This window comes from Streptomyces sp. NPDC023573 (assembly GCF_055559735.1).
The window spans coordinates 75059-94411 of sequence record NZ_JBVHKB010000007.1 but is presented as its reverse complement, the minus strand read 5'-3'; the positions used below and the strand labels follow the sequence as shown (position 1 = coordinate 94411).

24 protein-coding genes and 1 pseudogene are annotated in these 19353 nt (G+C 70.8%); 14 read left to right on the top strand and 11 right to left on the bottom strand.

Annotated features, from left to right (window positions below; all coding sequences use genetic code 11):
- Positions 1 to 108: 108 nt before the first annotated feature.
- The 6 genes from ACZ32T_RS22810 (at position 109) to ACZ32T_RS22785 (ending at position 4082) form a co-directional block, all read left to right on the top strand.
- Complete coding sequence (locus tag ACZ32T_RS22810; RefSeq protein WP_467368664.1) at positions 109 to 825, top strand: DUF4230 domain-containing protein; 717 nt, start codon at positions 109 to 111, stop codon at positions 823 to 825.
- A gap of 101 nt (positions 826 to 926) precedes the next feature.
- Positions 927 to 1364, top strand: coding sequence for a nuclear transport factor 2 family protein (locus ACZ32T_RS22805; RefSeq protein WP_467368662.1), 438 nt, complete (start codon positions 927 to 929; stop codon positions 1362 to 1364).
- Positions 1365 to 1492: 128 nt separating this feature from the next.
- Complete coding sequence (locus tag ACZ32T_RS22800; RefSeq protein ID WP_467269172.1) at positions 1493 to 2161, top strand: TNT domain-containing protein; 669 nt, start codon at positions 1493 to 1495, stop codon at positions 2159 to 2161.
- A gap of 8 nt (positions 2162 to 2169) precedes the next feature.
- The gene (locus tag ACZ32T_RS22795) at positions 2170 to 2403 is read left to right on the top strand and encodes a DM13 domain-containing protein (RefSeq protein ID WP_467269174.1); all 234 of its coding nucleotides are present in this window, start codon (positions 2170 to 2172) and stop codon (positions 2401 to 2403) included.
- A 106-nt stretch (positions 2404 to 2509) separates the two neighbouring features.
- Positions 2510 to 3517: an alpha/beta fold hydrolase gene (locus tag ACZ32T_RS22790; protein ID WP_467368660.1), complete on the top strand. Its 1008-nt coding sequence runs from the start codon at positions 2510 to 2512 to the stop codon at positions 3515 to 3517.
- A 52-nt stretch (positions 3518 to 3569) separates the two neighbouring features.
- A complete protein-coding gene (locus tag ACZ32T_RS22785) occupies positions 3570 to 4082 on the top strand; it encodes a mycothiol transferase (RefSeq protein ID WP_467269178.1) in 513 nt (170 codons plus the stop codon).
- On the opposite strand, the gene ACZ32T_RS22780 is transcribed toward ACZ32T_RS22785, so the two are convergent.
- Positions 4076 to 4879 carry a helix-turn-helix domain-containing protein gene (locus ACZ32T_RS22780; protein WP_467269180.1) on the bottom strand — a complete coding sequence of 268 codons (804 nt, stop codon included), beginning with the start codon at positions 4877 to 4879 and terminating at the stop codon, positions 4076 to 4078. The genes ACZ32T_RS22785 and ACZ32T_RS22780 overlap by 7 nt on opposite strands.
- A gap of 89 nt (positions 4880 to 4968) precedes the next feature.
- On the opposite strand from ACZ32T_RS22780, the gene ACZ32T_RS22775 reads away from it, so the two are divergent.
- Both ACZ32T_RS22775 and ACZ32T_RS22770 read left to right on the top strand, forming a co-directional pair.
- Positions 4969 to 5400, top strand: a complete 432-nt coding sequence (locus ACZ32T_RS22775) for a DUF2000 family protein (RefSeq protein ID WP_467269182.1) — start codon at positions 4969 to 4971, stop codon at positions 5398 to 5400.
- A gap of 123 nt (positions 5401 to 5523) precedes the next feature.
- Entirely contained in the window at positions 5524 to 5808 is a 285-nt protein-coding gene (locus tag ACZ32T_RS22770) for a hypothetical protein (RefSeq protein WP_104791202.1), read from the top strand.
- A 29-nt stretch (positions 5809 to 5837) separates the two neighbouring features.
- On the opposite strand, the gene ACZ32T_RS22765 is transcribed toward ACZ32T_RS22770, so the two are convergent.
- The 6 genes from ACZ32T_RS22765 to ACZ32T_RS22740 all read right to left on the bottom strand — a co-directional run bounded on the left by ACZ32T_RS22765 (position 5838) and on the right by ACZ32T_RS22740 (position 10814).
- On the bottom strand, positions 5838 to 6272 hold the full coding sequence (locus tag ACZ32T_RS22765; protein ID WP_467269184.1) for a protein-tyrosine phosphatase family protein: 435 nt from the start codon (positions 6270 to 6272) through the stop codon (positions 5838 to 5840).
- A gap of 38 nt (positions 6273 to 6310) precedes the next feature.
- Positions 6311 to 6577, bottom strand: a complete 267-nt coding sequence (locus ACZ32T_RS22760) for an HPr family phosphocarrier protein (protein WP_467269186.1) — start codon at positions 6575 to 6577, stop codon at positions 6311 to 6313.
- A gap of 72 nt (positions 6578 to 6649) precedes the next feature.
- A complete protein-coding gene (locus ACZ32T_RS22755; RefSeq protein ID WP_467368658.1) occupies positions 6650 to 8632 on the bottom strand; it encodes a PTS fructose transporter subunit IIABC in 1983 nt (660 codons plus the stop codon).
- Between the two features lie 82 nt (positions 8633 to 8714).
- Positions 8715 to 9662 carry a 1-phosphofructokinase gene (pfkB, locus tag ACZ32T_RS22750; protein ID WP_467269189.1) on the bottom strand — a complete coding sequence of 316 codons (948 nt, stop codon included), beginning with the start codon at positions 9660 to 9662 and terminating at the stop codon, positions 8715 to 8717.
- On the bottom strand, positions 9659 to 10420 hold the full coding sequence (locus ACZ32T_RS22745) for a DeoR/GlpR family DNA-binding transcription regulator (RefSeq protein WP_467369023.1): 762 nt from the start codon (positions 10418 to 10420) through the stop codon (positions 9659 to 9661). The genes pfkB and ACZ32T_RS22745 overlap by 4 nt, the downstream gene beginning before the upstream one ends.
- Before the next feature lie 139 nt (positions 10421 to 10559).
- Positions 10560 to 10814 carry a DUF6296 family protein gene (locus tag ACZ32T_RS22740; protein ID WP_467269191.1) on the bottom strand — a complete coding sequence of 85 codons (255 nt, stop codon included), beginning with the start codon at positions 10812 to 10814 and terminating at the stop codon, positions 10560 to 10562.
- Between the two features lie 277 nt (positions 10815 to 11091).
- On the opposite strand from ACZ32T_RS22740, the gene ACZ32T_RS22735 reads away from it, so the two are divergent.
- Both ACZ32T_RS22735 and ACZ32T_RS22730 read left to right on the top strand, forming a co-directional pair.
- On the top strand, positions 11092 to 11346 hold the full coding sequence (locus ACZ32T_RS22735) for a DUF5133 domain-containing protein (RefSeq protein ID WP_362930899.1): 255 nt from the start codon (positions 11092 to 11094) through the stop codon (positions 11344 to 11346).
- 178 nt (positions 11347 to 11524) lie between these two features.
- A complete protein-coding gene (locus ACZ32T_RS22730; protein ID WP_467368656.1) occupies positions 11525 to 12406 on the top strand; it encodes a PepSY domain-containing protein in 882 nt (293 codons plus the stop codon).
- Positions 12407 to 12522: 116 nt separating this feature from the next.
- On the opposite strand, the pseudogene ACZ32T_RS22725 reads toward ACZ32T_RS22730, so the two are convergent.
- Positions 12523 to 13763: pseudogene (locus ACZ32T_RS22725) on the bottom strand (hypothetical protein); the annotation flags it as partial.
- A gap of 85 nt (positions 13764 to 13848) precedes the next feature.
- Here ACZ32T_RS22725 and ACZ32T_RS22720 point away from each other — a divergent pair.
- Both ACZ32T_RS22720 and ACZ32T_RS22715 read left to right on the top strand, forming a co-directional pair.
- Positions 13849 to 14997, top strand: a complete 1149-nt coding sequence (locus ACZ32T_RS22720; protein WP_467368654.1) for a hypothetical protein — start codon at positions 13849 to 13851, stop codon at positions 14995 to 14997.
- A gap of 60 nt (positions 14998 to 15057) precedes the next feature.
- A complete protein-coding gene (locus ACZ32T_RS22715) occupies positions 15058 to 15876 on the top strand; it encodes an NPP1 family protein (RefSeq protein ID WP_467269197.1) in 819 nt (272 codons plus the stop codon).
- 74 nt (positions 15877 to 15950) lie between these two features.
- Here the strand turns inward: ACZ32T_RS22715 and ACZ32T_RS22710 are convergent, their stop codons facing one another.
- Positions 15951 to 16382 (bottom strand): VOC family protein, encoded by a 432-nt coding sequence (locus ACZ32T_RS22710; RefSeq protein ID WP_467269199.1) that lies wholly within the window; start codon positions 16380 to 16382, stop codon positions 15951 to 15953.
- 116 nt (positions 16383 to 16498) lie between these two features.
- Positions 16499 to 16921, bottom strand: coding sequence for a PPOX class F420-dependent oxidoreductase (locus ACZ32T_RS22705; protein WP_356706893.1), 423 nt, complete (start codon positions 16919 to 16921; stop codon positions 16499 to 16501).
- Positions 16922 to 17142: 221 nt separating this feature from the next.
- Between ACZ32T_RS22705 and ACZ32T_RS22700 the strand changes: the two genes are divergently transcribed.
- Both ACZ32T_RS22700 and ACZ32T_RS22695 read left to right on the top strand, forming a co-directional pair.
- On the top strand, positions 17143 to 17409 hold the full coding sequence (locus tag ACZ32T_RS22700) for a hypothetical protein (RefSeq protein WP_467269201.1): 267 nt from the start codon (positions 17143 to 17145) through the stop codon (positions 17407 to 17409).
- A gap of 193 nt (positions 17410 to 17602) precedes the next feature.
- On the top strand, positions 17603 to 18184 hold the full coding sequence (locus ACZ32T_RS22695; RefSeq protein ID WP_467269203.1) for a DUF1707 SHOCT-like domain-containing protein: 582 nt from the start codon (positions 17603 to 17605) through the stop codon (positions 18182 to 18184).
- A 59-nt stretch (positions 18185 to 18243) separates the two neighbouring features.
- Here ACZ32T_RS22695 and ACZ32T_RS22690 read toward each other — a convergent pair whose 3' ends face one another.
- Positions 18244 to 19203 (bottom strand): alpha/beta hydrolase family protein, encoded by a 960-nt coding sequence (locus tag ACZ32T_RS22690; RefSeq protein ID WP_467368652.1) that lies wholly within the window; start codon positions 19201 to 19203, stop codon positions 18244 to 18246.
- Positions 19204 to 19353: the final 150 nt, after the last annotated feature.

Below are 19353 nucleotides of genomic sequence, written 5' to 3'. Positions count from 1 at the left end.
CGGGGCCATGGGGTCCTGAGGCCGGCCAAGACCTCGCGCCCGTACAGGATCTGGCGTAGTCGTGCGCCCAGGCGGACTGAATCCCCCGGACGGGGTCACACGGAAGGCATGACGTCCACTGACGTAAGGACAGACGGCGGCGCCGGGGACCCGGCCCGCGGAGGAGCGCCGCGTCGCCGCGCCCGCACGCGAGGATGCCTGCCGTTCGCGGGTGTGTGCGCCGCGGCGCTGGTTCTGCTGCTCCTGGGCACCCGCCTCAGCCTGCTGCCGGGGCTCGGCGGCCTCTTCGGCGAGGAGACCACCGACCGCTCCGGCCCCGCGGTGCTCAAGTCCATCCAGGACATGAGTGCGTACGAGGCGGCATCGGGCAACTTCCAGGTCGTCGTCGACCTGGAGAAGGACGCGAAGTTCCTGCCCGACGCCATCCGCGGCACCCGGACGCTGTACGTCGGCGCGGGCACCGTCGGAGCCTCCGTCGACCTCGGCAAGGTCGGGGCCGACGGGGTGACCGTCGACGAGGACCGCACCACGGCCCAACTCGTCCTGCCTCACGCCGTGCTGGGCAAGCCCGCCCTGGACCCGGACCGCTCCTACGCCGTGTCCAAGCAGCGCGGCCTCCTCGACCGGCTCGGTGATCTCTTCTCCGACAACCCCGGCAGCGAGCAGGCGGTCAACAAGCTGGCCGCGCGGCACATCGGGGAGGCGGCCGAGGAGAGCGGCCTCACGAAACGGGCCGAGAAGAACACCACCTCGATGCTCCAGGGGCTGCTCGCCTCACTCGGGTTCGAGAAGGTCACCGTCCGCTTCACCGAACCGCGCGGCTGACCTCCTCGCACCCCCACCCGCCCCGGCCCCGCGGCCCTGCGTCACACTCGCCGGGACGAACGGTCGCCTCATCGACCGTCAGGAGCCGGGGAGTGATGACCATGACCGCCGAGACCACGGAACGCTTCAGGGCAGCTGTCCAGAAGCGGGACCACGCGGCACTGGAGGAACTGTTCACCGACGACGTACGCCTCTTCAGCCCGGTGAAGTTCACTCCCTTCGAGGGCAGGCCGATGGTGCTCGGCCTCTTCGGCGTCCTCCTTCGCACCTTCGAGGACTTCCGCTACGTCGGGCATTTCGAGGGCGAGGCCTCCACCAGTGCGGGGAGCGCCCAGGAGCCCTCGGAGATCCTGCTGTTCAGGGCCACGGTGGACGGCAAGGAGATCCACGGGATCGACCTCCTCCAGTTCGGTGAGGACGGCCGGATCAACGAGTTCACCGTGATGGTCCGCCCGATGTCCGCGGTCCAGGCGCTGGGTGAGGCCGTCCTGCGGGGGCTCGCCGCCGACGGTCTCGTGCCCGACGGGGCGGCCCGCTGAGAAGACTGTGCCCGGGCCGGGGCCCCCGGCCCGGGCACCGGACGGCATGGCGCAACGCCGTTGCGGAGTCGTTCGGTTACCCTACGTGAGCTCGACGAGCACTCATCGGCATCCGAGGGGACCCCCGAATGAACCGCATCCGCACCGCACTTGCCGCCGCCGGCCTCGCCGCCGGCCTGGTCGCCGCTCCCGTTGCGAACGCCGCGCCGCACGAGAACCGCACGGCGGCAGCCGTCCACGATCCCTGCACCGGCGAGTTCCTCGGGGACGCGCGGCTGGGCCCCAAGTGGCTGCCCTCCACCAAGCAGGCACCCGTCGGCCCGCTGCTCAAGGGGTACAAGCGCACGGGCGGCCTGTCTCCCTCCGCCTTCCTGAACAAGTACTGGGAGGGACCGGCGGACACGGGCAGCTGGAAGTATCCGCCCAACGACGGCTTCGCCGAAGTCAACGGTGAGGTCGACAAGGAGCCCACCGAGCTGCGCACCGGCCAGCGCCTGGACCGCTTCGGATCGGAGTACGGCGCCTACCTCGCACCGGCCGGCGACGCCTACAAGGAGCGGGCCTTGCCTCCGCAGAACCTCAACACCCGTGACACCGCGGTTTCTTGTGACTACCGCGTCTACAAGGTGGCCAAGCCCTTCTGGGTCTGGGAGGGCGGCATCGCACCGTGGTTCGAGCAGCCCGGCGGAGGCCGGCAGATCAAGCTCGACGCCGTGTTCCTCGACCCGGGCGAGGGACAGCGCCTCAACGTGAAGTGGCTGCTGGACCACGCCTACCTCACCCCCGTGAGCGCGTAGCACCCGCTGTGGAACGCCGCGAACTGCGTGCCGCCCTGCACGCGGCAGGCGTGGACGACGGTTACTACCGGATCGAAGGCGTTCATGAACCGGCCCCCACACCCCCCGACTTCCTGTTCCTCAGGAAGGCGCCCGACGGGGTGTGGGAGACCGGCGCCTACGAGCGGGGCACCTACGAGGTGATCGCCCGGCACCCGGACGAGGCGGCAGCCTGCGCGCACCTCCTGCGTCTGCTCGTCTGACGGGGGCGGCGGCGGGTTTGCCGGATCGGCAAGTTCCCTTGGCCGGCGGTACCGCGACGCCGAATGATGGACGTGCCGACAGGCCACCGTGAACCCGAGGAGACACATGCCGCAGTCCGCCCCCGCCGCCGAGCCCTCCACCACCGTCCCCGGGGCGTTCCACCGGCTGGTGGACGTCCCGGGCGGCCGGATCCATCTCCTGGAACAGGGAACAGGCCCTCTGGTCCTCCTGATCCACGGCTTCCCCGAGACCTCGTACTCGTGGCGCCACCAGCTCTCCGCCGTCGCGGAGGCGGGCTTCCGGGCGGTCGCCGTCGATGTCCGCGGCTACGGGCGCTCCTCGGCCCCCGGTCCCGTGGACGCCTACCGTATGACGGCCCTCGTCGCCGACAACGTCGGTGTCGTGCGCGCACTGGGGGAGGAGACCGCGACGGTCATCGGCCACGACTGGGGCTCGACCATCGCCGCCGACAGCGCACTGCTGCGGCCCGACATGTTCACGGCCGTGGGCATGCTCAGCGTTCCCTACGCACCCTGGAACGCGATGCGGCCCACCGACGGCTTCGCCCGTATCGGCGGGACCGAGGAGTTCTACGTCAGCTACTTCCAGCAGCCCGGCCGTGCCGAGGCGGAGATCGAGCCCGATGTACGCGGCTGGCTGGCCGGCTTCTACACCTCGCTCTCCGGCGACACGATGCCGCCGCCCGGTGCGGACAGCCCCTTCTTCGTGCCCGCCGGAGCAGCCATGCGCGACCGCTTCACCGGCGGCGCCCTGCCGTCCTGGCTCACGGAGCGCGACCTGGACATCTGTAGCGCGGAGTTCGAGAGGACCGGCCTGACCGGCGGGCTCAACCGCTACCGCAACGTCGACCGCGACTGGGAGGACCTGGCCGCCTGGGACGGAGCCCCGCTCTCGAACCCGGCCCTCTTCGCCGGGGGCGCCCTGGACTCCTCCACCACCTGGATGGCCGATGCCATCGCGGCCTTCCCGACGACGCTTCCGGGCCTGGTCTCCTCGCACATCCTGGAAGGGTGCGGACACTGGATCCAGCAGGAGCGACCCGAGGAGGTCAATGCCCTGTTGACGAACTGGCTGCACACCGTGCACCCGTGACGGCCGCGTGTCGAAGTAGGGACCCCGTGCGCGGAGCGGCCATGGTGGTCGTATGAACAGTGCAGGCATTCTCGCCGATGCGTTCGAACGCATCCATGAAGCGGTGCACGCCGCAGTCGAGGGCCTCCCTCCCGAGGACCTCAACGCCAGGCTCGACGACGAAGCGAACTCAATCGCCTGGCTCGTGTGGCACCTCACGCGCGTCCAGGACGACCACATCGCCGACGCGGCGGGCACCGAGCAGGTCTGGTTCGCGAAGGACTGGGCGTCCCGCTTCGAACTGCCCCTGGAGAAGGGATCGACGGGCTACGGCCACAGCAGCGCGCAGGTGGGCTCGGTGACGGTGACGTCGGGTGATCTCCTCCTCGGCTACTTCGACGCCGTGTACGAGCAGACCCTCGGCTTCGTCCGGGGACTCGACGGCCGGGCCCTGGACCGTGTCGTGGACGACGCCTGGTCGCCGCCGGTGACCCTCGGCGTGCGGCTGATCAGCGTCATCGCCGACGATCTGCAGCACGCCGGGCAGGCCGCGTTCGTCCGGGGCGCGCTGGAACGCCGTCAGTAGGACGCGGAACCGGTGCGCGCGTAGTGGCCCGGACTCGTGCCGACCACACGCTTGAAATGCCGGGAGAGGTGGGCCTGGTCGTAGAAGCCGACCGAGGCCGCGACCTCCGGCCCGCGCATCCCGCCCAGCAGCAGGCGGCGGGCCAGATCGACACGGCGCCCCGTCAGGTACTGGTGCGGAGCCATGCCGAACTCCCTGCTGAAGGCACGTACCAGGTGCGTGTGATGGGCGTGCAGACGCTCCGCTGCCTCGCGGAGCGTCAGCCCTTCCACGACGTGCTCGTCGAGCAGATCCCGTAGGGCGTACGCGATCCGGCTGTCCGGCACCTGCGGGGCGACCGGCTCGTCGCGCAGGTGCCCTGTGAGTCGTTCGGAGACGAGCGCGAGACGGCTCTGGGCCTCCAGCTCGTCCCCGGGGCCCTGGAGCGTCCGGTGCAGCTGGTCGACACGCAGGCGCAGCCGCGGATCCCGCAGCACGGGCCGGTCGACCGCGCGCCCGACGAGATCCGCGTCGATCTGCGCGGTGTTCAGGTACAGGACACGCTTACGGAACCCCCCAGGGGTCGCCGCGTCACCGTTGTGCGGCACATGCGGAGGCAGCAGCGTCACCACCGAGCTGGGGGCCCCGTGCTCATGGCGGTCCAGGTCGTAGCGGACCATTCCCTCGTCGACGATGAGCAGCGTCCACGCGTCGTGCGTGTGCATGGGATAGGCGTGATCGGCGAAGTGCGCGTGGAAGACCTCGTCGATTCCCTCGACGCGTGGACGCCACGCGGTGATCTCCGGACGTGCACCCATGCACGAAGCGTACAAGAGCGTGCCGGAACCCCGGCGACGTGCAAACTTCGTACAAGACGGCTGCCCGCCGGGCTCGGCAGACTCCTGCCATGACCGACGAGAACGCCCCCGTACGCTTCGACACCAAGATCGCCGTGCTGCTCCGCGACGACCTCGAGACCTGGCAGCGCCTCAATGTCACCGCCTTCCTGGTGAGCGGCCTCGGCACACAGGTCCCCGAGGTGATCGGCGAACCGTACGCCGACGCCGACGACACCCCCTACCTGCCCATGTTCCGGCAGCCGGTCCTCGTGTTCGCCGGGCCCAAGGAGCTCCTGACGACCGCGCGCACCAAGGCGGTCAGCAGAGGCGTTCACCTGGCCGTGTTCACGTCCGACCTCTTCGCGACCGGCCACGACGAGGCCAACAGGGCGGCCGTCCGGGCGGTGCGCGGGGACGGGATGGATCTGGTGGGCCTGGCCGTCCACGGCCCCCGCAACGCAGTCGACAAGATCCTCAAGGGCGCCTCCATGCACCCGTGACCAGCGCCCGGGCGTCACCGGCCGGATACTCACGGACACACCCGTGCGGGTGATGGTTCCCGGTGCCATACTCAAGACAAGTCCGCTTGACAGGCTTGTCATTGTCCCGAAAGGCGACGCGTCATGAACTGGGCATCGTGGACCACCCTCGGTGTCTTCGCGGGAACCGGCGGAGTGCGCACCGAAGAGGTAGGTGTCGTGAGCGGTGATCTGACCGTACACACGACGTGGACCGAGAAGCAGGCCGAGGTCGCTGTCCAGTACAGCGGCGCCTCGGACTGGTTCACACTGGCCGGCAGTCCGGTGCCCTGCCCGTCCGAGGAAGCGAGCAGGGCCCTCCACCAGAGCGTCGTCGAGGCGGTACGCGCCGGCGGCGGAGCCACGGTTCCGGCTCCGCACACGGTGTAGTGACACGCACCGTCGGCGCGACAGGTGGGTCAGTCTCCCGCGAAGCGCACCACATACCGCCGCTGCCAAGGCGTCTCGACAGCCTTGGGATGGTAGTTCCGGCGGACGAAAGCGACGGCTTCCTGCGCCGGAACCCCGTCCAGGACGGCCATGCAGGCCAGAGCCGTGCCCGTCCGTCCGCGGCCGCCCGCGCAGGCGACCTCGACCCGTTCGCCCGACGCCCTGCTCCACGCCTCGTCGAGCACGGCGCGCGCCGTGCTCCTGTCGGAGGGCAGACGGAAGTCGGGCCAGCGCAGCCACCGGGACTCCCAGGCCACCGGGGGAGGAGGACCGCCCAGGAGATGGACGGCGAAGGAGGGATCCGGCCCCATGGGGAGCGGACGTCTCAGTCCGCGGCCACGGACCAGCCGGCCCGAGGGCAGGCACATCACGCCTTCACCGGCCGGGTCCCAGCTCTCCGTCATGTTCATTCCTTGCCGCCGAGGTCCTGCCGGTCGAGGTCTCAGCTGTCGAGATCCTGGGACAGCAGGCTAGCCAGCTCCTCGACCGCGTCCGGCGCGCTTTCGCCCATGGCGGACAGCACGAGCGTGTCGCCGTGCTGCGCCGCGAGGGCGAGCACCGAGAGCATGCTCCGGGCGTCGACCGGGGCGCTGCCCTCGCGTGCGACGGTGACGGGGACCGGCTGCCGCATGGCGGCCTGGACGAAGAGCGAGGCAGGACGGGCGTGCAGGCCGCTGCGGGAGCCGACGGAGACGGTGCGCTGGTACACGGGTTCACTCCAGGGTCGAAGAGGTCGAAGAGGTCGAAGAGGTCGAAGAGGGAGTTCGGGGAGGGACGGGGATCAGGCGGCCACGGCGACAGCGGAACCGTCGTCGGCCGTGGCGGCGGCCTCCGGGCTCCGCCGCATGCCCTTGAGGATGACGACCAGTGCGGTGGACACCACGGTGCCGGCGGCGATCGCCAGCAGGTAGAGGAACGGCTCGCCGATGAGCGGCACGACGAAGACACCGCCGTGGGGGGCCCGGAGGGTGCAGCCGAACGCCATGGACAGCGCGCCCGTGACAGCCCCGCCGGCCATTACGGAGGGGATCACCCGCAGGGGGTCCGCCGCGGCGAAGGGGATCGCGCCCTCGGTGATGAACGAGGCGCCCAGCACCCATGCGGCCCGGCCGTTCTCCCGCTCGGTCCGGGTGAACAGCCCGCGGCGTACGGTCGTCGCGAGGGCCATCGCCAGCGGAGGCACCATGCCGGCCGCCATCACCGCGGCCATGACCTTGAGACTGCCCGGTGTCGGGTCGGCCAGCCCGCCGACCGCGAAGGCGTAGGCGACTTTGTTCAGCGGTCCGCCCATGTCGAAGCACATCATCAGGCCGAGGACGACACCGAGGATCACCGCGTTGGAACCGGACAGTCCGTTCAGCCAGTCGGTGAGGGCGTTCTGGAGAGAGGCGATCGGCTTGCCGACCACGACGAACATCAGGAAGCCGACCGCGGCCGACGCCAGCAGCGGGATCACCAGCACCGGCATGATGCCGCGCAGTGTGGGATGCACCTTCACCCGCTGGATCGCCATCACCGCCGCACCGGCCAGCAGCCCCGCGACCAGACCGCCGAGGAAGCCCGCGTCGATGGTGAGCGCGATGGCGCCGCCGACGAAACCTGGGACGAGCGCCGGCCGGTCCGCCATCCCGTAGGCGATGTAACCCGCCAGCACCGGGACCAGGAAGCCGAAGGCCGCCGTACCGATCTGGTTCAGCAGGGCGGCCCAGCTGGCCGCCTCGCCCCAGACGAAGTGGTCGGCCACCGACTTCGCGCTCGCGATCTCGTAGCCGCCGATCGCGAATGACAGGGCGATGAGCAGCCCCCCGGCGGCGACGAACGGCACCATGTAGCTGACGCCGGACATCAGATAGGTACGGAGCCGGACTCCGAAGTGACCGGGCGCCCCCGCTGAACCGCCCGTGCCGGCCCCCGGCTCGTCGGGGTCTTCGGCGACTCCGCTGATCTCTCCGCGCCCGGCCTTGCGCCGGGCTTCGGCGATGAGCTCGCCAGGCCGGTTGATCCCGGCCTTCACTCCGGCGTCGACCACCGGCTTTCCGCCGAACCGGGCCTTCTCCCGTACGTCGACGTCGTGCGCCCAGATGACGGCGTCGGCGGCTGCGATCACCGCCGGATCCAGCCGCTCGAAACCGGCGGATCCCTGAGTCTCGACGTCCAGGACGACACCCTGGGCGCGCGCGGCCGCCTCCAGCGACTCGGCGGCCATGTAGGTGTGCGCGATCCCGGTCGGACACGACGTGACGGCGACGATGCGGAAGGGTTCGGCCGCCGCCTTGTCCTCCTCCACCGCCGCGGTGTCCTGCGGATCCACTGCCGCGGGGGCCTCTTCGCCGCGGATCAGGGCCGCCGCGGCGGCGGGGTCACCTTCCGCCCGCAGGGCGCCGGTGAAGCCCGGGTCCATGAGCCGGCGTGCCAGGCTCGACAGGATGGTGAGGTGGTCGTCGTCCGCGCCCGCGGGCGCGGCTATCAGGAAGACGAGGTCCGCGGGGCCGTCCGCGGCACCGAAGTCGATGCCCCCGGCGCTGCGGCCGAAAGCCAGCGTCGGCTCGGTGACGTGCTCGCTCCGGCAGTGCGGGATGCCGATGCCGCCGTCAAGGCCGGTCGGCATCTGGGCTTCGCGCGCCGCCACGTCGGCGAGGAAGCCGTCGAGATCCGTGACGCGGCCGGCCTCGACCATCTGTCCGGCCAGTGACCGGGCGGCCGCGCTCTTCGTGTCGGCGGAAAGATCGAGATCGACCAGTTCCGCGGTGATGAGCTCAGTCATCGCGGGGCTCCTTGCTCGTGGACCGCCCGGGGACGGGGCGGGGGGACGGGGGCGGCGTACGTCTGGACAGGGACGAGGGCGGTCATACGGCCTGCTCCGTGAGAGCCAGGTCCATGGGGATGTCCGATGTGGTGACCACCGCGGACGGATCGAGGTCTGCTGGCGTGGGCATGGCACTTCCGGGCAGCTGCACGGCGGCGGCGCCGTGCGCCACCGCGGCCGACAGCGCTGCCCGGCCTGTTCCGCCGGCGGACAGGAACCCCGCGAGCGAGGCGTCCCCCGCGCCGACATCGCTGCGTACGGCATCCACCCGCGCCACGGCGAAGTGTGCTCCCGACGGTTCCACCAGCAGCTGACCGACGGCGCCCAGGCTGGCGAGCACCGAACGTGCGCCGAGCTCGCACAGCTCCTGCGCCGCCTTGAGCGCGTCACCGACCGTCGCGAGCGGACGGCCCACGGCCTCGGCGAGTTCCTGGACGTTCGGCTTGATCACGTCCGGCCGCTCGCCCAACGCGGCGACGAGCGCGGCGCCGGAGGTGTCGAGCGCGATCCGGACCCCGGCCCGGTGGCTGCGGGCGACCAGTTCGGCATACCACCGGGGCGGCAGCCCGCGCGGCAGACTCCCGCAACAGGCGATCCAGTCCGCGCCCGCCGACCGGGTCCGGACGGTCTCCAGCAGGCGCTCGGCCTCGGCGGGGGCGAGCTCGGGGCCCGCCGCGTTCACCTTGGTGAGCGTGCCGTCGGGTTCGACGAGGGTGACGTTGACACGGGTGCTGCCGGCGATGGGCACCCCCGCGGACTCGATGCCGTGCTCTCCGAGGAGCCGGGCCAGCAGCGCTCCCTCGGGGCCGCCCAGCGGCGCGACAGCCACCGTACGGTGCCCGGCGGCGGCGACCGCGCGGGAGACGTTGACGCCCTTGCCACCGGGATCGACACGGTCCGCGGTGGCCCGGAGGACGGCGCCACGGGTGAGCCCGGGGAGTTCGTACGTGCGGTCCAGGCTCGGATTGGGGGTGACGGTCAGGATCATGCGCGTACCACTTCCGTGCCCCGGCTCTCGATGGCCCGGGCGTCCTCGGGGCTCAGCCCCGTATCGGTGATCAGCAGGTCGACGTGGGAGAGATCGCCGAAGCGTGCGAAGTGCTGCTGCCCGGACTTGCCCGAGTCGGCGAGGAGCACCACCCTGCGGGCCGCGGCGATCACGGCACGCTTCACGGCGGCCTCGGCCAGATCCGGAGTGGTCAGGCCACCATCGGGCGAGAAGCCGTTGGTCGCCAGGAAGGCGACGTCGGCGTTGATCTCGGCGTACGCGCTCAGTGCCCAGGCGTCGACGGCTGCGCGGGTGCGGTGCCGCACCCTGCCGCCGACCAGGTGCAGCGCGATCTGCGGGTGGTCGGAAAGACGAGCCGCCACAGGCAGGGCATGGGTGACCACCGTGAGGCACGAGTCGAGGGGGACGGCGCCGGCCAGCCTGACCGTCGTCGTCCCGGCGTCGATGATGATGTTGCCCTCGGCCGGTAGTTCGCCCAGGGCGGCGGCGGCGATGCGGTCCTTCTCGTCGGCCGCCACGGTGTCGCGCTCGGCGAGATCCGGCTCGAAACCGAGCCGCCCGGCCGGGATCGCACCGCCGTGCACCCGGCGGAGGAGCCCCGCCCGGTCGAGCGTCTTGAGGTCACGCCGGATCGTCTCCGCCGTCACCTGGAACTCCTCGGCCAGGGACAGCACATCGACGCGCCCGCTCTCGCCGGCGATGCGGAGGATTTCTTGCTGCCGCTCCGGTGCGTACATGTGGTTACGTTTCCGTTTCATGCCCGAGTCTGTTGATTCATCGGCAGACTACGGCTACATCTCAGGAAAGTAAACACATTCGGGCGAGGAGTGGGCATGAACGGACACACGAAACGGTGATACGGCGGTTCTGGACTCCTCAGCCGAGGCCGTGGGTGGCGGGTCGCGGGCTCAGCGGCCGGGCCAGCAGTGGCGCCCCCAGGACCTGATGGCCGCCGCTCGCCTGCATGCGCACCTCGCCGCGCTCGCTGATCTCGGCACGCACGATGCCGGTCTCGTCGGCGTAGACCGGGTAACCACCCGCGCCGTAGCGGTCCGTGAGGTGGACGACGACCACATCGTCCTCGGCGCCGCCCGCCTGGAATATGAGCTCGTAACTCTCCGGATGATCCATGACGCACCTCCTGACCGGGCATGGCGGCAGCCGCTCGCCCGTCATCTCCATTGTTTCGCACCGGAGCTCCCGGCGCTCAGGGGAGCACGAGCGGCTGACCGTCCGTGACTGCGGATGCGGAAAGGGTGAGGCGGGGCGACCATCATCTGCAAGGGACCGGACGCGTGCTGTCAGCTTCGCACGGCCGCCCGTGACGCCAGGCGGTACCGCCGGCGCGATCGGACTTCGTCGGCGCGGGGCCCGCGGGCTCCCGGCCGCCCTGTGGAGAGGAACTGCCGTGCTGATGGCCAATCCCGCAACGCTGCGGAATCTCGTCAAGCGCTACGAGACACTGCGAAGCTCCCATGCACGGCTGGGTACTTCCGAGAGCAGCCGTCGGCTCGAGGACGTTTCCTACACTCTCTGCGTCACCACCGGAACCAGGACCGTGCCCGACGCGCTGGCTGCCGCGGCGGCCCAGTTGCGCGCCGTCCCGTCGGCGGGATCGCTGGGCCCCGCACCGGGGCCGGCCCAGGTCCAGCTGACCGCCTGACGCCGCACGGCTCCCGCGGGAACGGCGCCGGTTCCGTCGGACCGGCGCCATTCGTCTGTCCGGGGACCACCGGCAGGCGCTCGCGCGACACGCCGAATGGGCGGACGGCGCCGTCGATCGGGTGACACCCGCCGGTCGGACAACATGACTGTCGGCACCGACGGCTAGGCATGCAAGCATGAGATTTGAGCCCCGCCGAAACAAGACCGTTTCCCCGCGCACCCGCCGGCTCCGCGTCACCGGCGGCGCCCTGTGCGCCGCCGCTCTTGCCGCCACCCTCGTGACCGGCTGTGGTCAGGACAGCGGCGACGAGACCGCCGCGGCGACTTCCGAGGCCGCGAAGGTCCTTCCGAACCAGACGACCAGCCCTTCCGGGAGCGTTTCGGGCAGTCCCTCCGAGACGGCCCAGTTGACACAGGACCAGGCCGAGCGCAAGGAACTGCTGTCGGCCGTCAAGGTCACCTTTGACAAGGCCGCCACGACGGCCGTCGGTGAGGTGTCCGGTGGCAAGCTGACCGATCTGGACCTCGAGGGCGTCGACGACGAGGACGATGACGACGCGACCGGCAGCCCGAGCCCGACCGGCAGCCCGACCGGTGGCACCAGCCCGAGTCCCGAAGGCAGCGCCAGCCCGGGCGGGACCGGCAGCCCGAGCCCGAGCGGCAGCCCGAGCCCGAGTGGCAGCCCGAGCCCGAGTGGCAGCGCCACCAGCCCGAAGTGGGTCGCGGAGGTCGTGGAGGAGGACGGCACCGCCCACAACGTGACCATCGACGCGGTGTCCGGAGCCGTCATCGATTCCGCGCCGGACGCCGATCAGAGCGCCTCCGACAAGCAGGAGCTCGCCGACCAGCTCTCCAAGGCGACGCAGACGCCCCAGCAGGCCGCCAAGGTCGCCACGGACAAGAAGCCCGGCAAGGTCACCTCGATCGCTCTCGACGAGAACGACAGCAATGTTCTGGTCTGGCAGGTCGACGTGGTCTCCAAGGACTGGAAGAAGACCACCTTCGACGTGGACGCGGCCAAGGGCACGATCACGGACGAGCAGGTCGACAACGACTGATCACAGCACCGACGGCCTCACCGGTGGCGTGCCGCATGGCGGTGCGCCACCGATGTGCGTCGCGGACCCGCCGCGATCGAGGCGAGGGCACCGGGAACACCAGGCCTCACGGCCTCAGGGTGCGATCCCCACGTCCCGAGGCGGCTCCACCTCCTCTCCTGCGCCCTCGTCATCGCCGGCCAGTGGGTCGCCCCCGCACGGGGTTTCACCCGCGAGGCGTAGGAGGCGGGACGATGGTCCGGCCGGAAGAAGCACCCGGTCCCGTGAACGGCGTCGTAGGCGGGGCAGGAGGCCGCGACGGACGACGGAGTCGGCTTACGGCCCGTCCGTATCCACTCGGCCAGTGCCGATACCGCCGTGGCGTACTCCGACGCGCTGAGACCGCAGTGCGCGCCCTCCTGGGTGAAGGTCTGCACGAGGTGACGGTCGCGGTGAGCGCCCTCCAGGCTTTCGCGGTACGGCCGCCTCGTGCTCGACGAAGGCGGTGGGGTCGTCGATGGCGTGCATGGTCAGCACCGGGACGGACGCCGCCCCCCCGTCACATCACTGTCGTACGACAGGTCGCGCCGCGCCGAGGCGTCGGCGGAGAACCGCGCGACACCGGCGTTCGGTGCCGCGTCGTCGTGCGAGCCGCTGTAGCGCACGTGCTGGTTGCCGGAGGGGCTGCGCAGACCGACTCGCCGGACGATGTCGCGGAAGGTGAAGGTCGCGAAGGAGAGGTGAGATTCGAGGGTCCGCTCGGGAATCTTCGTGACCGCGAGGATGTCGTCCAGGTTCCGCTGCTGCAGGGGCGTCCGGTCCTCGGGCCGTGAGGCGTGACCTGTGCACTCCTGGAGCCCGGCTCGCAGGCCCGCCCGGTCATGGACGAGTCCTCGCGGAGCCCCGTCCGGAGGGGGTACGACGGCTCGGTCGGGCGTGGATGGTTCCGGCAGTAGTACTGGTGGACGACACGGAGGTCCACCCGGTAGCCGTAGCCGCGGGAGCCGCCCGCGAGGACACCGTTCGTGAGCAGTACGCCGTCGTAGGGCGAGCGGGAGCCGCCGTACATCTCGATGGTCTTCGCTGCCACGTTCCCGCCCCAGGACTGCCCGTGGATCAGCGTGGTGCTCGGGCGCCCGAACCTCTCCGTGAACAGCCGGCGCAGACTCTCCGTGTCCTCGGCCGCCATCCTCGTCCCGTATCCGCCGCGACGGTAGGCCGAACCGGCCCAGGCGCAGTTCTCGTCGACCATGACCGACCAGCGCTCCAGGTCGTCACGGCTGCGCCGCAGGTCCGACTCGTCGCCCGGGCCGGGTCCGCCGCGGGCGTGCATGACCAGTGTTCCGTTCCAGCTGTGCGGGATGGCGACGGTGTAGTTCCGCGATTGCGTTCATATCGTTTACCGGCAGCAGCCCGGGCGCGTATTTCAGTGCGAACGGTGACTTCGGGCCTTCGCGCGCGTTGTGCAGGGCGTGCCCACATCTTTCTCCAGCTCGCCCAACGTCCCTGCCGCGCCGGTGGTGAAGCCGAAGCCCTTCCTGCTGACGCCCCGCCAGGGAGAAGCCGCTCGCGCGCTCATGGCCTATGTGGGCTCGCTGCCTCTGAAGGGAGCCGATGCGCAGCTTCTCGCGGTCGTCGTCTCCATCCGGGCGGTCCGGCGCGGAATCGGCAACCTCACCGGGCAGGACCTGCGTTCGCTGCGGCTCGCCGACCCGGAGGGCGCCGTCACATCCTTGGCCGCGCTGGGCTGGCGGGGGCAGGACGCCCTGCTCGGCGAGGACACGGTCACACCCGTGGCCGTCACCGTGCCGGACCTCGCCGACGGGCCGGATGCCCGGCTGCCTTTCGGCAAGGTGATGCGGTCCAGGGTGTCGGGCTGGACGGTCCGGACCATGGCGGCCAAACCGGTCAAGAAGACCTCGACCGCCGCGCGATTGGCCGCACTGTTCCTGGCCGCCCACGGACCGGCCGACGAGCACGGCACGCTCCCCGCCCACCTGCCCGAGGACTGCCGGGCCGCCCTGCCCGAACTGCTCGCCAAGGGGTTCCTGTGCGAGTTGGACGGGGAGCGGTATCTGCTCTCCGAAGCCGTCAGGCACACGTCGGGAACGCGCCCTCCGTCCGACACCCCGCCCAGGACCCGCGAGGAGCCGGAGGCGGAGCGGCTGAGCTGGGACGAGTGGAAGGACCGGGCGAGCGTGGCCCTGCGGCGGCACGTCGAAGCGGTTGAGCGCTGCCCCGAGTGCTCCCTGACCACGGCCAGGGTCTCGGAGGCCTTCATGCGCACGGCGGTTCCCGCCCAGTTCGAGGAGAAGGTACGAGCGGCCTACGCGGTCTGGGAGGCCAAGTACCCCGACCAGGGGCCGGCCGCCGCGGAGTTCGCCGCCGCCTTCCGTGCCGCGCACGGTCACGGGCCCTCCGTCAAGCAGCTCTGCGGGGCGCTGGGCTGGGGGAAGATGTCCCGGGAGCTCCGCATCCACGTCATCCGCCGGTTGATCGCCGAGGGTTGGCTGATGAACACCGATCCGGTGCCGTGGACCCTGCGCCCGGGCAAGGCCGCCCAGGCCCGCACATCCGGGGCGACGGCCGCCCCTGGTGGACGCAGGAGCTGAGGCGTTGCTGTTCGGCGCGTGACCCGGTGAACCCCAGGGTTCAAGACGCTTGTGATGGGCATGTCAGGCGTAGTGCGCGTGCCCCCACATTCACGCGCCGACCGGGAGGACGCAGTGAGAAACGCACCGATCCGCAAGGCAGCACTCGTCCTGACCAGTGCCGTCGCTCTGGTCATCACCTCCGCGAGCAGCGCGCTCGCCGCACCGCCGACCGCGCTGCCCGCAAACGCGGCCGCGATGGAGCAGGCGTTCCAGCCGGCGTACGACTACGACACCGACGGCTGCTACCCCACACCGGCGATCGGCCCCGACGGCACGATCGCCCCCGGCCTCAACACCACCGGCGCGGTCAACGGAAGTTGCCGTGACGCGGTGGATCTGGACAACACCAACGGCTACGCCCGCTCCATGTGCAACAACGGGTGGTGCGCCATCATGTACGGGCTCTACTTCGAGAAGGACCAGGCGGTGGCCGGCAGCGGGCTCGGCGGACACCGGCACGACTGGGAGCACGTCGTGGTGTGGGTCCAGAACAACGAAGCCCGCTACGTGTCAACCTCCGCCCACGGCGACTTCGACGTCCACGCCGGTGACCGGATCCGGTGGGACGGAACCCATCCGAAGATCGTCTATCACAAGGACGGGGCGAGCACCCACTGCTTCCGCCCCGCGAATCCTGACGACGAGCCGCCGGAGAACCACTACGGGGAGTGGCGGTTCCCGGCTCTCGTCGGCTGGGACGGCTACCCGGCCGGCCTACGGGACAAGCTGGTCCAGGCGGACTTCGGGAGCGCGGTCCTCGGTATCAAGGACGGGAATTTCGCCGCCCATCTGCAAAAGGCCCGACCGGCCGGCATCCCCTTCGACCCCTACGCCTGATGTGGCCGAGGCGGGCGACGTCGCGAGCCCGCCCCGGCACGGGGCGGGTGGCGGAGCGGCCGCCCCGCGAGGTGTCAGCGGGCCGACAGTTCGGAGGGTGCCTCCTGGACCACCCATCCGTTGCCGTCCGGATCGGCGAAGGACATGAACGAATTCCAGGTGTCCCCCTTGCCCTCCTCCCAGCCCGTCGCACCGACATGCCGGATGGGGGAGACGTCCACGCCCCGGCTCGCCAACTCCTCACGTGCCGCCTCGATGTCCGTCACACAGACCTGGAGACCGTGCAGGGTGCCGGGAGCCATCACCTTCTCTCCGGGGAAGGCAGGCATCCCCTGGAGCATGGCGATCGAGCACCGCGAACCCGGCGGCGTCATCTGGATGATGCGCATACCGGGGGCGACCTCGTCGTCCAGATCCAAGGTGAAGCCGGCCTTCTCCGAGTAGAACGCTTTCGCCCGGTCCATGTCGGTGACAGGGATCGGGACGACCTCGAGTGTCCAGTTCATGCAGCCTCCTCAGCAGCCTGTGTGCCTGGAGGTCCACCGTCACCCACGAGGCAGCCGCATCGCACGCCGAAACGCCAGCAAGGCCTGCACTTCGACCGTTTACTCCGCCGGAGATCCTAGGTAGCAGCCTGGGAGCTGTCCCGGAAGCCACCCCAACCGTGCCAGCGGTCGATCTCGATCCAGGCGTTGACGCGAGCACGCTCACGGTCCGCGTACGGCTGGCCGAGGTACTGCCGGGACAGCCGGTCGATGCCGGCCAGACCCTCGTCGTCGCTCATCTCGACGACGCGCCCGATCAGGGTTACATGGGTGTACCAGTCGGAGTCGTCGAGGACTGTCAGGGTGACACGGGGATCCCGGCGTACGTGGTCGAGGCGCTTGCGCCCCTCGTCCATGTTGACCAGCACTCGGCCGTCCTCCCAGAGGTACCAGGTGGCCGTGGACACCGGCTGCCCGTCCGAGCGAAGGGTGGCGATCACCGCCGGGTTCGGCTTGCGGAGCATTGCCACCGCGGCCTCGGGAAGCGGAGGTTTCGACATGTTCTCTCCTCTGTCTCGTGCTGCGCCCTCCCCGTGACGGTGAACCCCATGATTCGGAGGGCGCGCCTCCACGCTGCCACACGACGTGAGCGGCGGCCGGTACCGCCCCACGCTGCGCGTCCGCGCCCAGCAGCTCACGGCCCGCTGCTTCCGCATGTGACCGGTGCACCGCGGTCCCCGTGCCGGAGGGAATTGTCGGTGGTGGCTGTGATGCTGGAGCCATGGACGAACTGATGAGACGCCGCGTCTACGGCGCCGACCACGACGACCCCGACCCAGGTCCGCGGCCCGGGCACGTCTACGTGGAACTGACCGGCGGCCCGCTGGACGGGCTGCTCCTGGACGTGACCGGCTGGTCCGGGGAGCGCCTCGCCGTAGGGGCCGCGCTGGGCACGGAGCTCGGGAAGTTCGGTGCGGGAGGACGCGCGGTGTACGGGCCGGTGGCCGGCGATCCTGGACGCTGGGCCTGGGAGGCGGACAGCCCTTGAGCCGGCCGCCTCCCATCGCGGTGAGGGCACCGGAATTTAGCCGTCGGTCCGCCGCCGGCACACCGCGGCGTGCGGCAGCCGTGCCTGCCCCGGGCGCCATGGGGAGGTCCCCTGCGCCGCAGGCGCGTTCGGGTCGACGGTGACTGCGGCAGTTCCGGGTCCGCCCGGCCACGCACTCGTTATCATCGGCAGCATGAGCGCTGAGCTTTCACGCCCCGTTCCCCTGCGCGCTTCCGACGCGGACCGCGAAGCAGTGGTGGCGGAGCTGCAGGATGCGGCTGCCGACGGCCGCATCGACCTCGACGAGTTGGGGGCACGGCTGGAAGTGGCCCTGGCCGCCAGGACGCACGACGAGCTGGCGCCGCTCACCGCCGATCTGCTGCCGGCCATGCCGCCGGCTCAGCCGCTGGTGCTCAAAGGCGGCGTCGCCGGCGCCGTGCGGGAGGGGTCCTGGCGTGTACCCGAGCAGATCAAGGCGTACGGCGGTCTGGGTAGCGTCAAGATCGACTTCACCCGGGTCGAGTGCAGGCTCCGGGTGGTGGAGATCGAGGTGGACGGGCAGACCGGCGGTGTCGAGATCGTCGTTCCTGACGGCTGGGTGGTCGAGGCGGGGGAGTTGGACCCCGGTCTGGCCGGCCTGCGGAACAGGACGACGGACCGGAAGCTCCCGGGCTCACCCCTGATCCGCCTGACCGGCACCTGCGGAATGGGCGGAGTGACTGCCCGTCATCCCAAGCGCGGCGAACGCCGCAAGCTGCTGCGGGAGATCGGCTGATCAGGGGCGGCGGTCCTCAGCTCCAGCCGGCCGCTCGCTCCGGAGTGACAGGCGCGGCCCTACTTCGTTTCGACCCGCCCGAACGCGCGGGGGCCGGTCGTGAGCGCTTGACACGCCGCCTGCCACGCCGGGTCCCCGGCGTAGAGCTGGGTGCGGAGGTAGGCCCAGGTGAGCCGCTGGACCGCGGACACCCGCTCCGGGCTCTCGTCCGTGGTCTCGGCGACGTCATATCCGGAGACCCCACCGAGTCCGTGCTCCGCGTCGAACAGGGTGAGCAGTGCCTTGGAACCGGATGAGAGGACGTACGCATCCGCGTGCCATTCCGGGCCCCGGACGGTCGCATGGGGCGAAGAGTCCTTCTCGCCGGCGACCACGAGCGTGGGTGTCGTCATCGTGGAGAAGTCCGTGGTCGAGGCGAAGGAGAGGATGCCGGCCGCGTAGTCGGTGCGGGCGTCCCCGCCTCTGCCGGGTGCCGCCAGCAGTACGCCCGCCCTGATCCGGGGATCGGCCAGAGCGACCTCCGCTCCGTCGTCGGGATCGGTGATCCGGGCTCCGAGCAGAACGCTCGCGGTGTGCCCGCCCATCGAGTGCCCGACCACGGCGACCCTGGTCCCGTCCAGTCGTCCGAGGAGTTGCGGTACAGCGGCCTCGATCGCGTCCAGCTGGTCGAGGACCCTGCTCATGTCCTCGGCCCGCGAACGCCAGTGCAGGGGTGCGCCGGGGGTGTCCGGATCCAGGCTCAGTGATTTCGAGCTCAGATGCGTCGGCTGGATCACGGCGAACCCGTGCGCTGCCCAGAAGTTCGCCAGGGGAGCGTAGCCATTCAGTGAGGAGAGGTGGTTCGAGGGGCCCTGCCCGTGCGAGAGGAGGATGACCGGCAGGCCACTCCCGGTCATGGGTGCGGAGACCCGCACCTCCAGGTTCAGGGCGCGTCCCGGAGCCGGCAGCGTCACCGGGCTGACCGACAGGACAGGGGTGGGGGAGCCGAACGCGTCCGCGGCTCGGGCTGAATCACTCATCGTGCGTGTCCATTCGCTGTCGACTCCGATGTCCCCGCCGCAGGTCCGGTCCGGCCGGGCGTGCGCGGGCTGAGGCGTCCGGGCGCAGCGCTACTGAAACCGGAACGTCGTTCCGGTCAGAATATGGAGCGAGGTTCCGCTTTGTCAACG

Excerpts from the sequence above, each read along its gene's own strand:
- ACZ32T_RS22810 (WP_467368664.1), top strand. The coding sequence starts at position 109 with ATGACGTCCACTGACGTAAGGACAGACGGCGGCGCCGGGGACCCGGCC.
- ACZ32T_RS22805 (WP_467368662.1), top strand. The coding sequence starts at position 927 with ATGACCGCCGAGACCACGGAACGCTTCAGGGCAGCTGTCCAGAAGCGG.
- ACZ32T_RS22800 (WP_467269172.1), top strand. The coding sequence starts at position 1,493 with ATGAACCGCATCCGCACCGCACTTGCCGCCGCCGGCCTCGCCGCCGGC.
- ACZ32T_RS22790 (WP_467368660.1), top strand. The coding sequence starts at position 2,510 with ATGCCGCAGTCCGCCCCCGCCGCCGAGCCCTCCACCACCGTCCCCGGG.
- ACZ32T_RS22785 (WP_467269178.1), top strand. The coding sequence starts at position 3,570 with ATGAACAGTGCAGGCATTCTCGCCGATGCGTTCGAACGCATCCATGAA.
- ACZ32T_RS22780 (WP_467269180.1), bottom strand. The coding sequence starts at position 4,879 with ATGGGTGCACGTCCGGAGATCACCGCGTGGCGTCCACGCGTCGAGGGA.
- ACZ32T_RS22775 (WP_467269182.1), top strand. The coding sequence starts at position 4,969 with ATGACCGACGAGAACGCCCCCGTACGCTTCGACACCAAGATCGCCGTG.
- ACZ32T_RS22770 (WP_104791202.1), top strand. The coding sequence starts at position 5,524 with ATGAACTGGGCATCGTGGACCACCCTCGGTGTCTTCGCGGGAACCGGC.
- ACZ32T_RS22765 (WP_467269184.1), bottom strand. The coding sequence starts at position 6,272 with ATGACGGAGAGCTGGGACCCGGCCGGTGAAGGCGTGATGTGCCTGCCC.
- ACZ32T_RS22755 (WP_467368658.1), bottom strand. The coding sequence starts at position 8,632 with ATGACTGAGCTCATCACCGCGGAACTGGTCGATCTCGATCTTTCCGCC.
- pfkB (WP_467269189.1), bottom strand. The coding sequence starts at position 9,662 with ATGATCCTGACCGTCACCCCCAATCCGAGCCTGGACCGCACGTACGAA.
- ACZ32T_RS22745 (WP_467369023.1), bottom strand. The coding sequence starts at position 10,420 with ATGTACGCACCGGAGCGGCAGCAAGAAATCCTCCGCATCGCCGGCGAG.
- ACZ32T_RS22740 (WP_467269191.1), bottom strand. The coding sequence starts at position 10,814 with ATGGATCATCCGGAGAGTTACGAGCTCATATTCCAGGCGGGCGGCGCC.
- ACZ32T_RS22730 (WP_467368656.1), top strand. The coding sequence starts at position 11,525 with ATGAGATTTGAGCCCCGCCGAAACAAGACCGTTTCCCCGCGCACCCGC.
- ACZ32T_RS22715 (WP_467269197.1), top strand. The coding sequence starts at position 15,058 with ATGTCAGGCGTAGTGCGCGTGCCCCCACATTCACGCGCCGACCGGGAG.
- ACZ32T_RS22710 (WP_467269199.1), bottom strand. The coding sequence starts at position 16,382 with ATGAACTGGACACTCGAGGTCGTCCCGATCCCTGTCACCGACATGGAC.
- ACZ32T_RS22705 (WP_356706893.1), bottom strand. The coding sequence starts at position 16,921 with ATGTCGAAACCTCCGCTTCCCGAGGCCGCGGTGGCAATGCTCCGCAAG.
- ACZ32T_RS22700 (WP_467269201.1), top strand. The coding sequence starts at position 17,143 with ATGGACGAACTGATGAGACGCCGCGTCTACGGCGCCGACCACGACGAC.
- ACZ32T_RS22695 (WP_467269203.1), top strand. The coding sequence starts at position 17,603 with ATGAGCGCTGAGCTTTCACGCCCCGTTCCCCTGCGCGCTTCCGACGCG.
- ACZ32T_RS22690 (WP_467368652.1), bottom strand. The coding sequence starts at position 19,203 with ATGAGTGATTCAGCCCGAGCCGCGGACGCGTTCGGCTCCCCCACCCCT.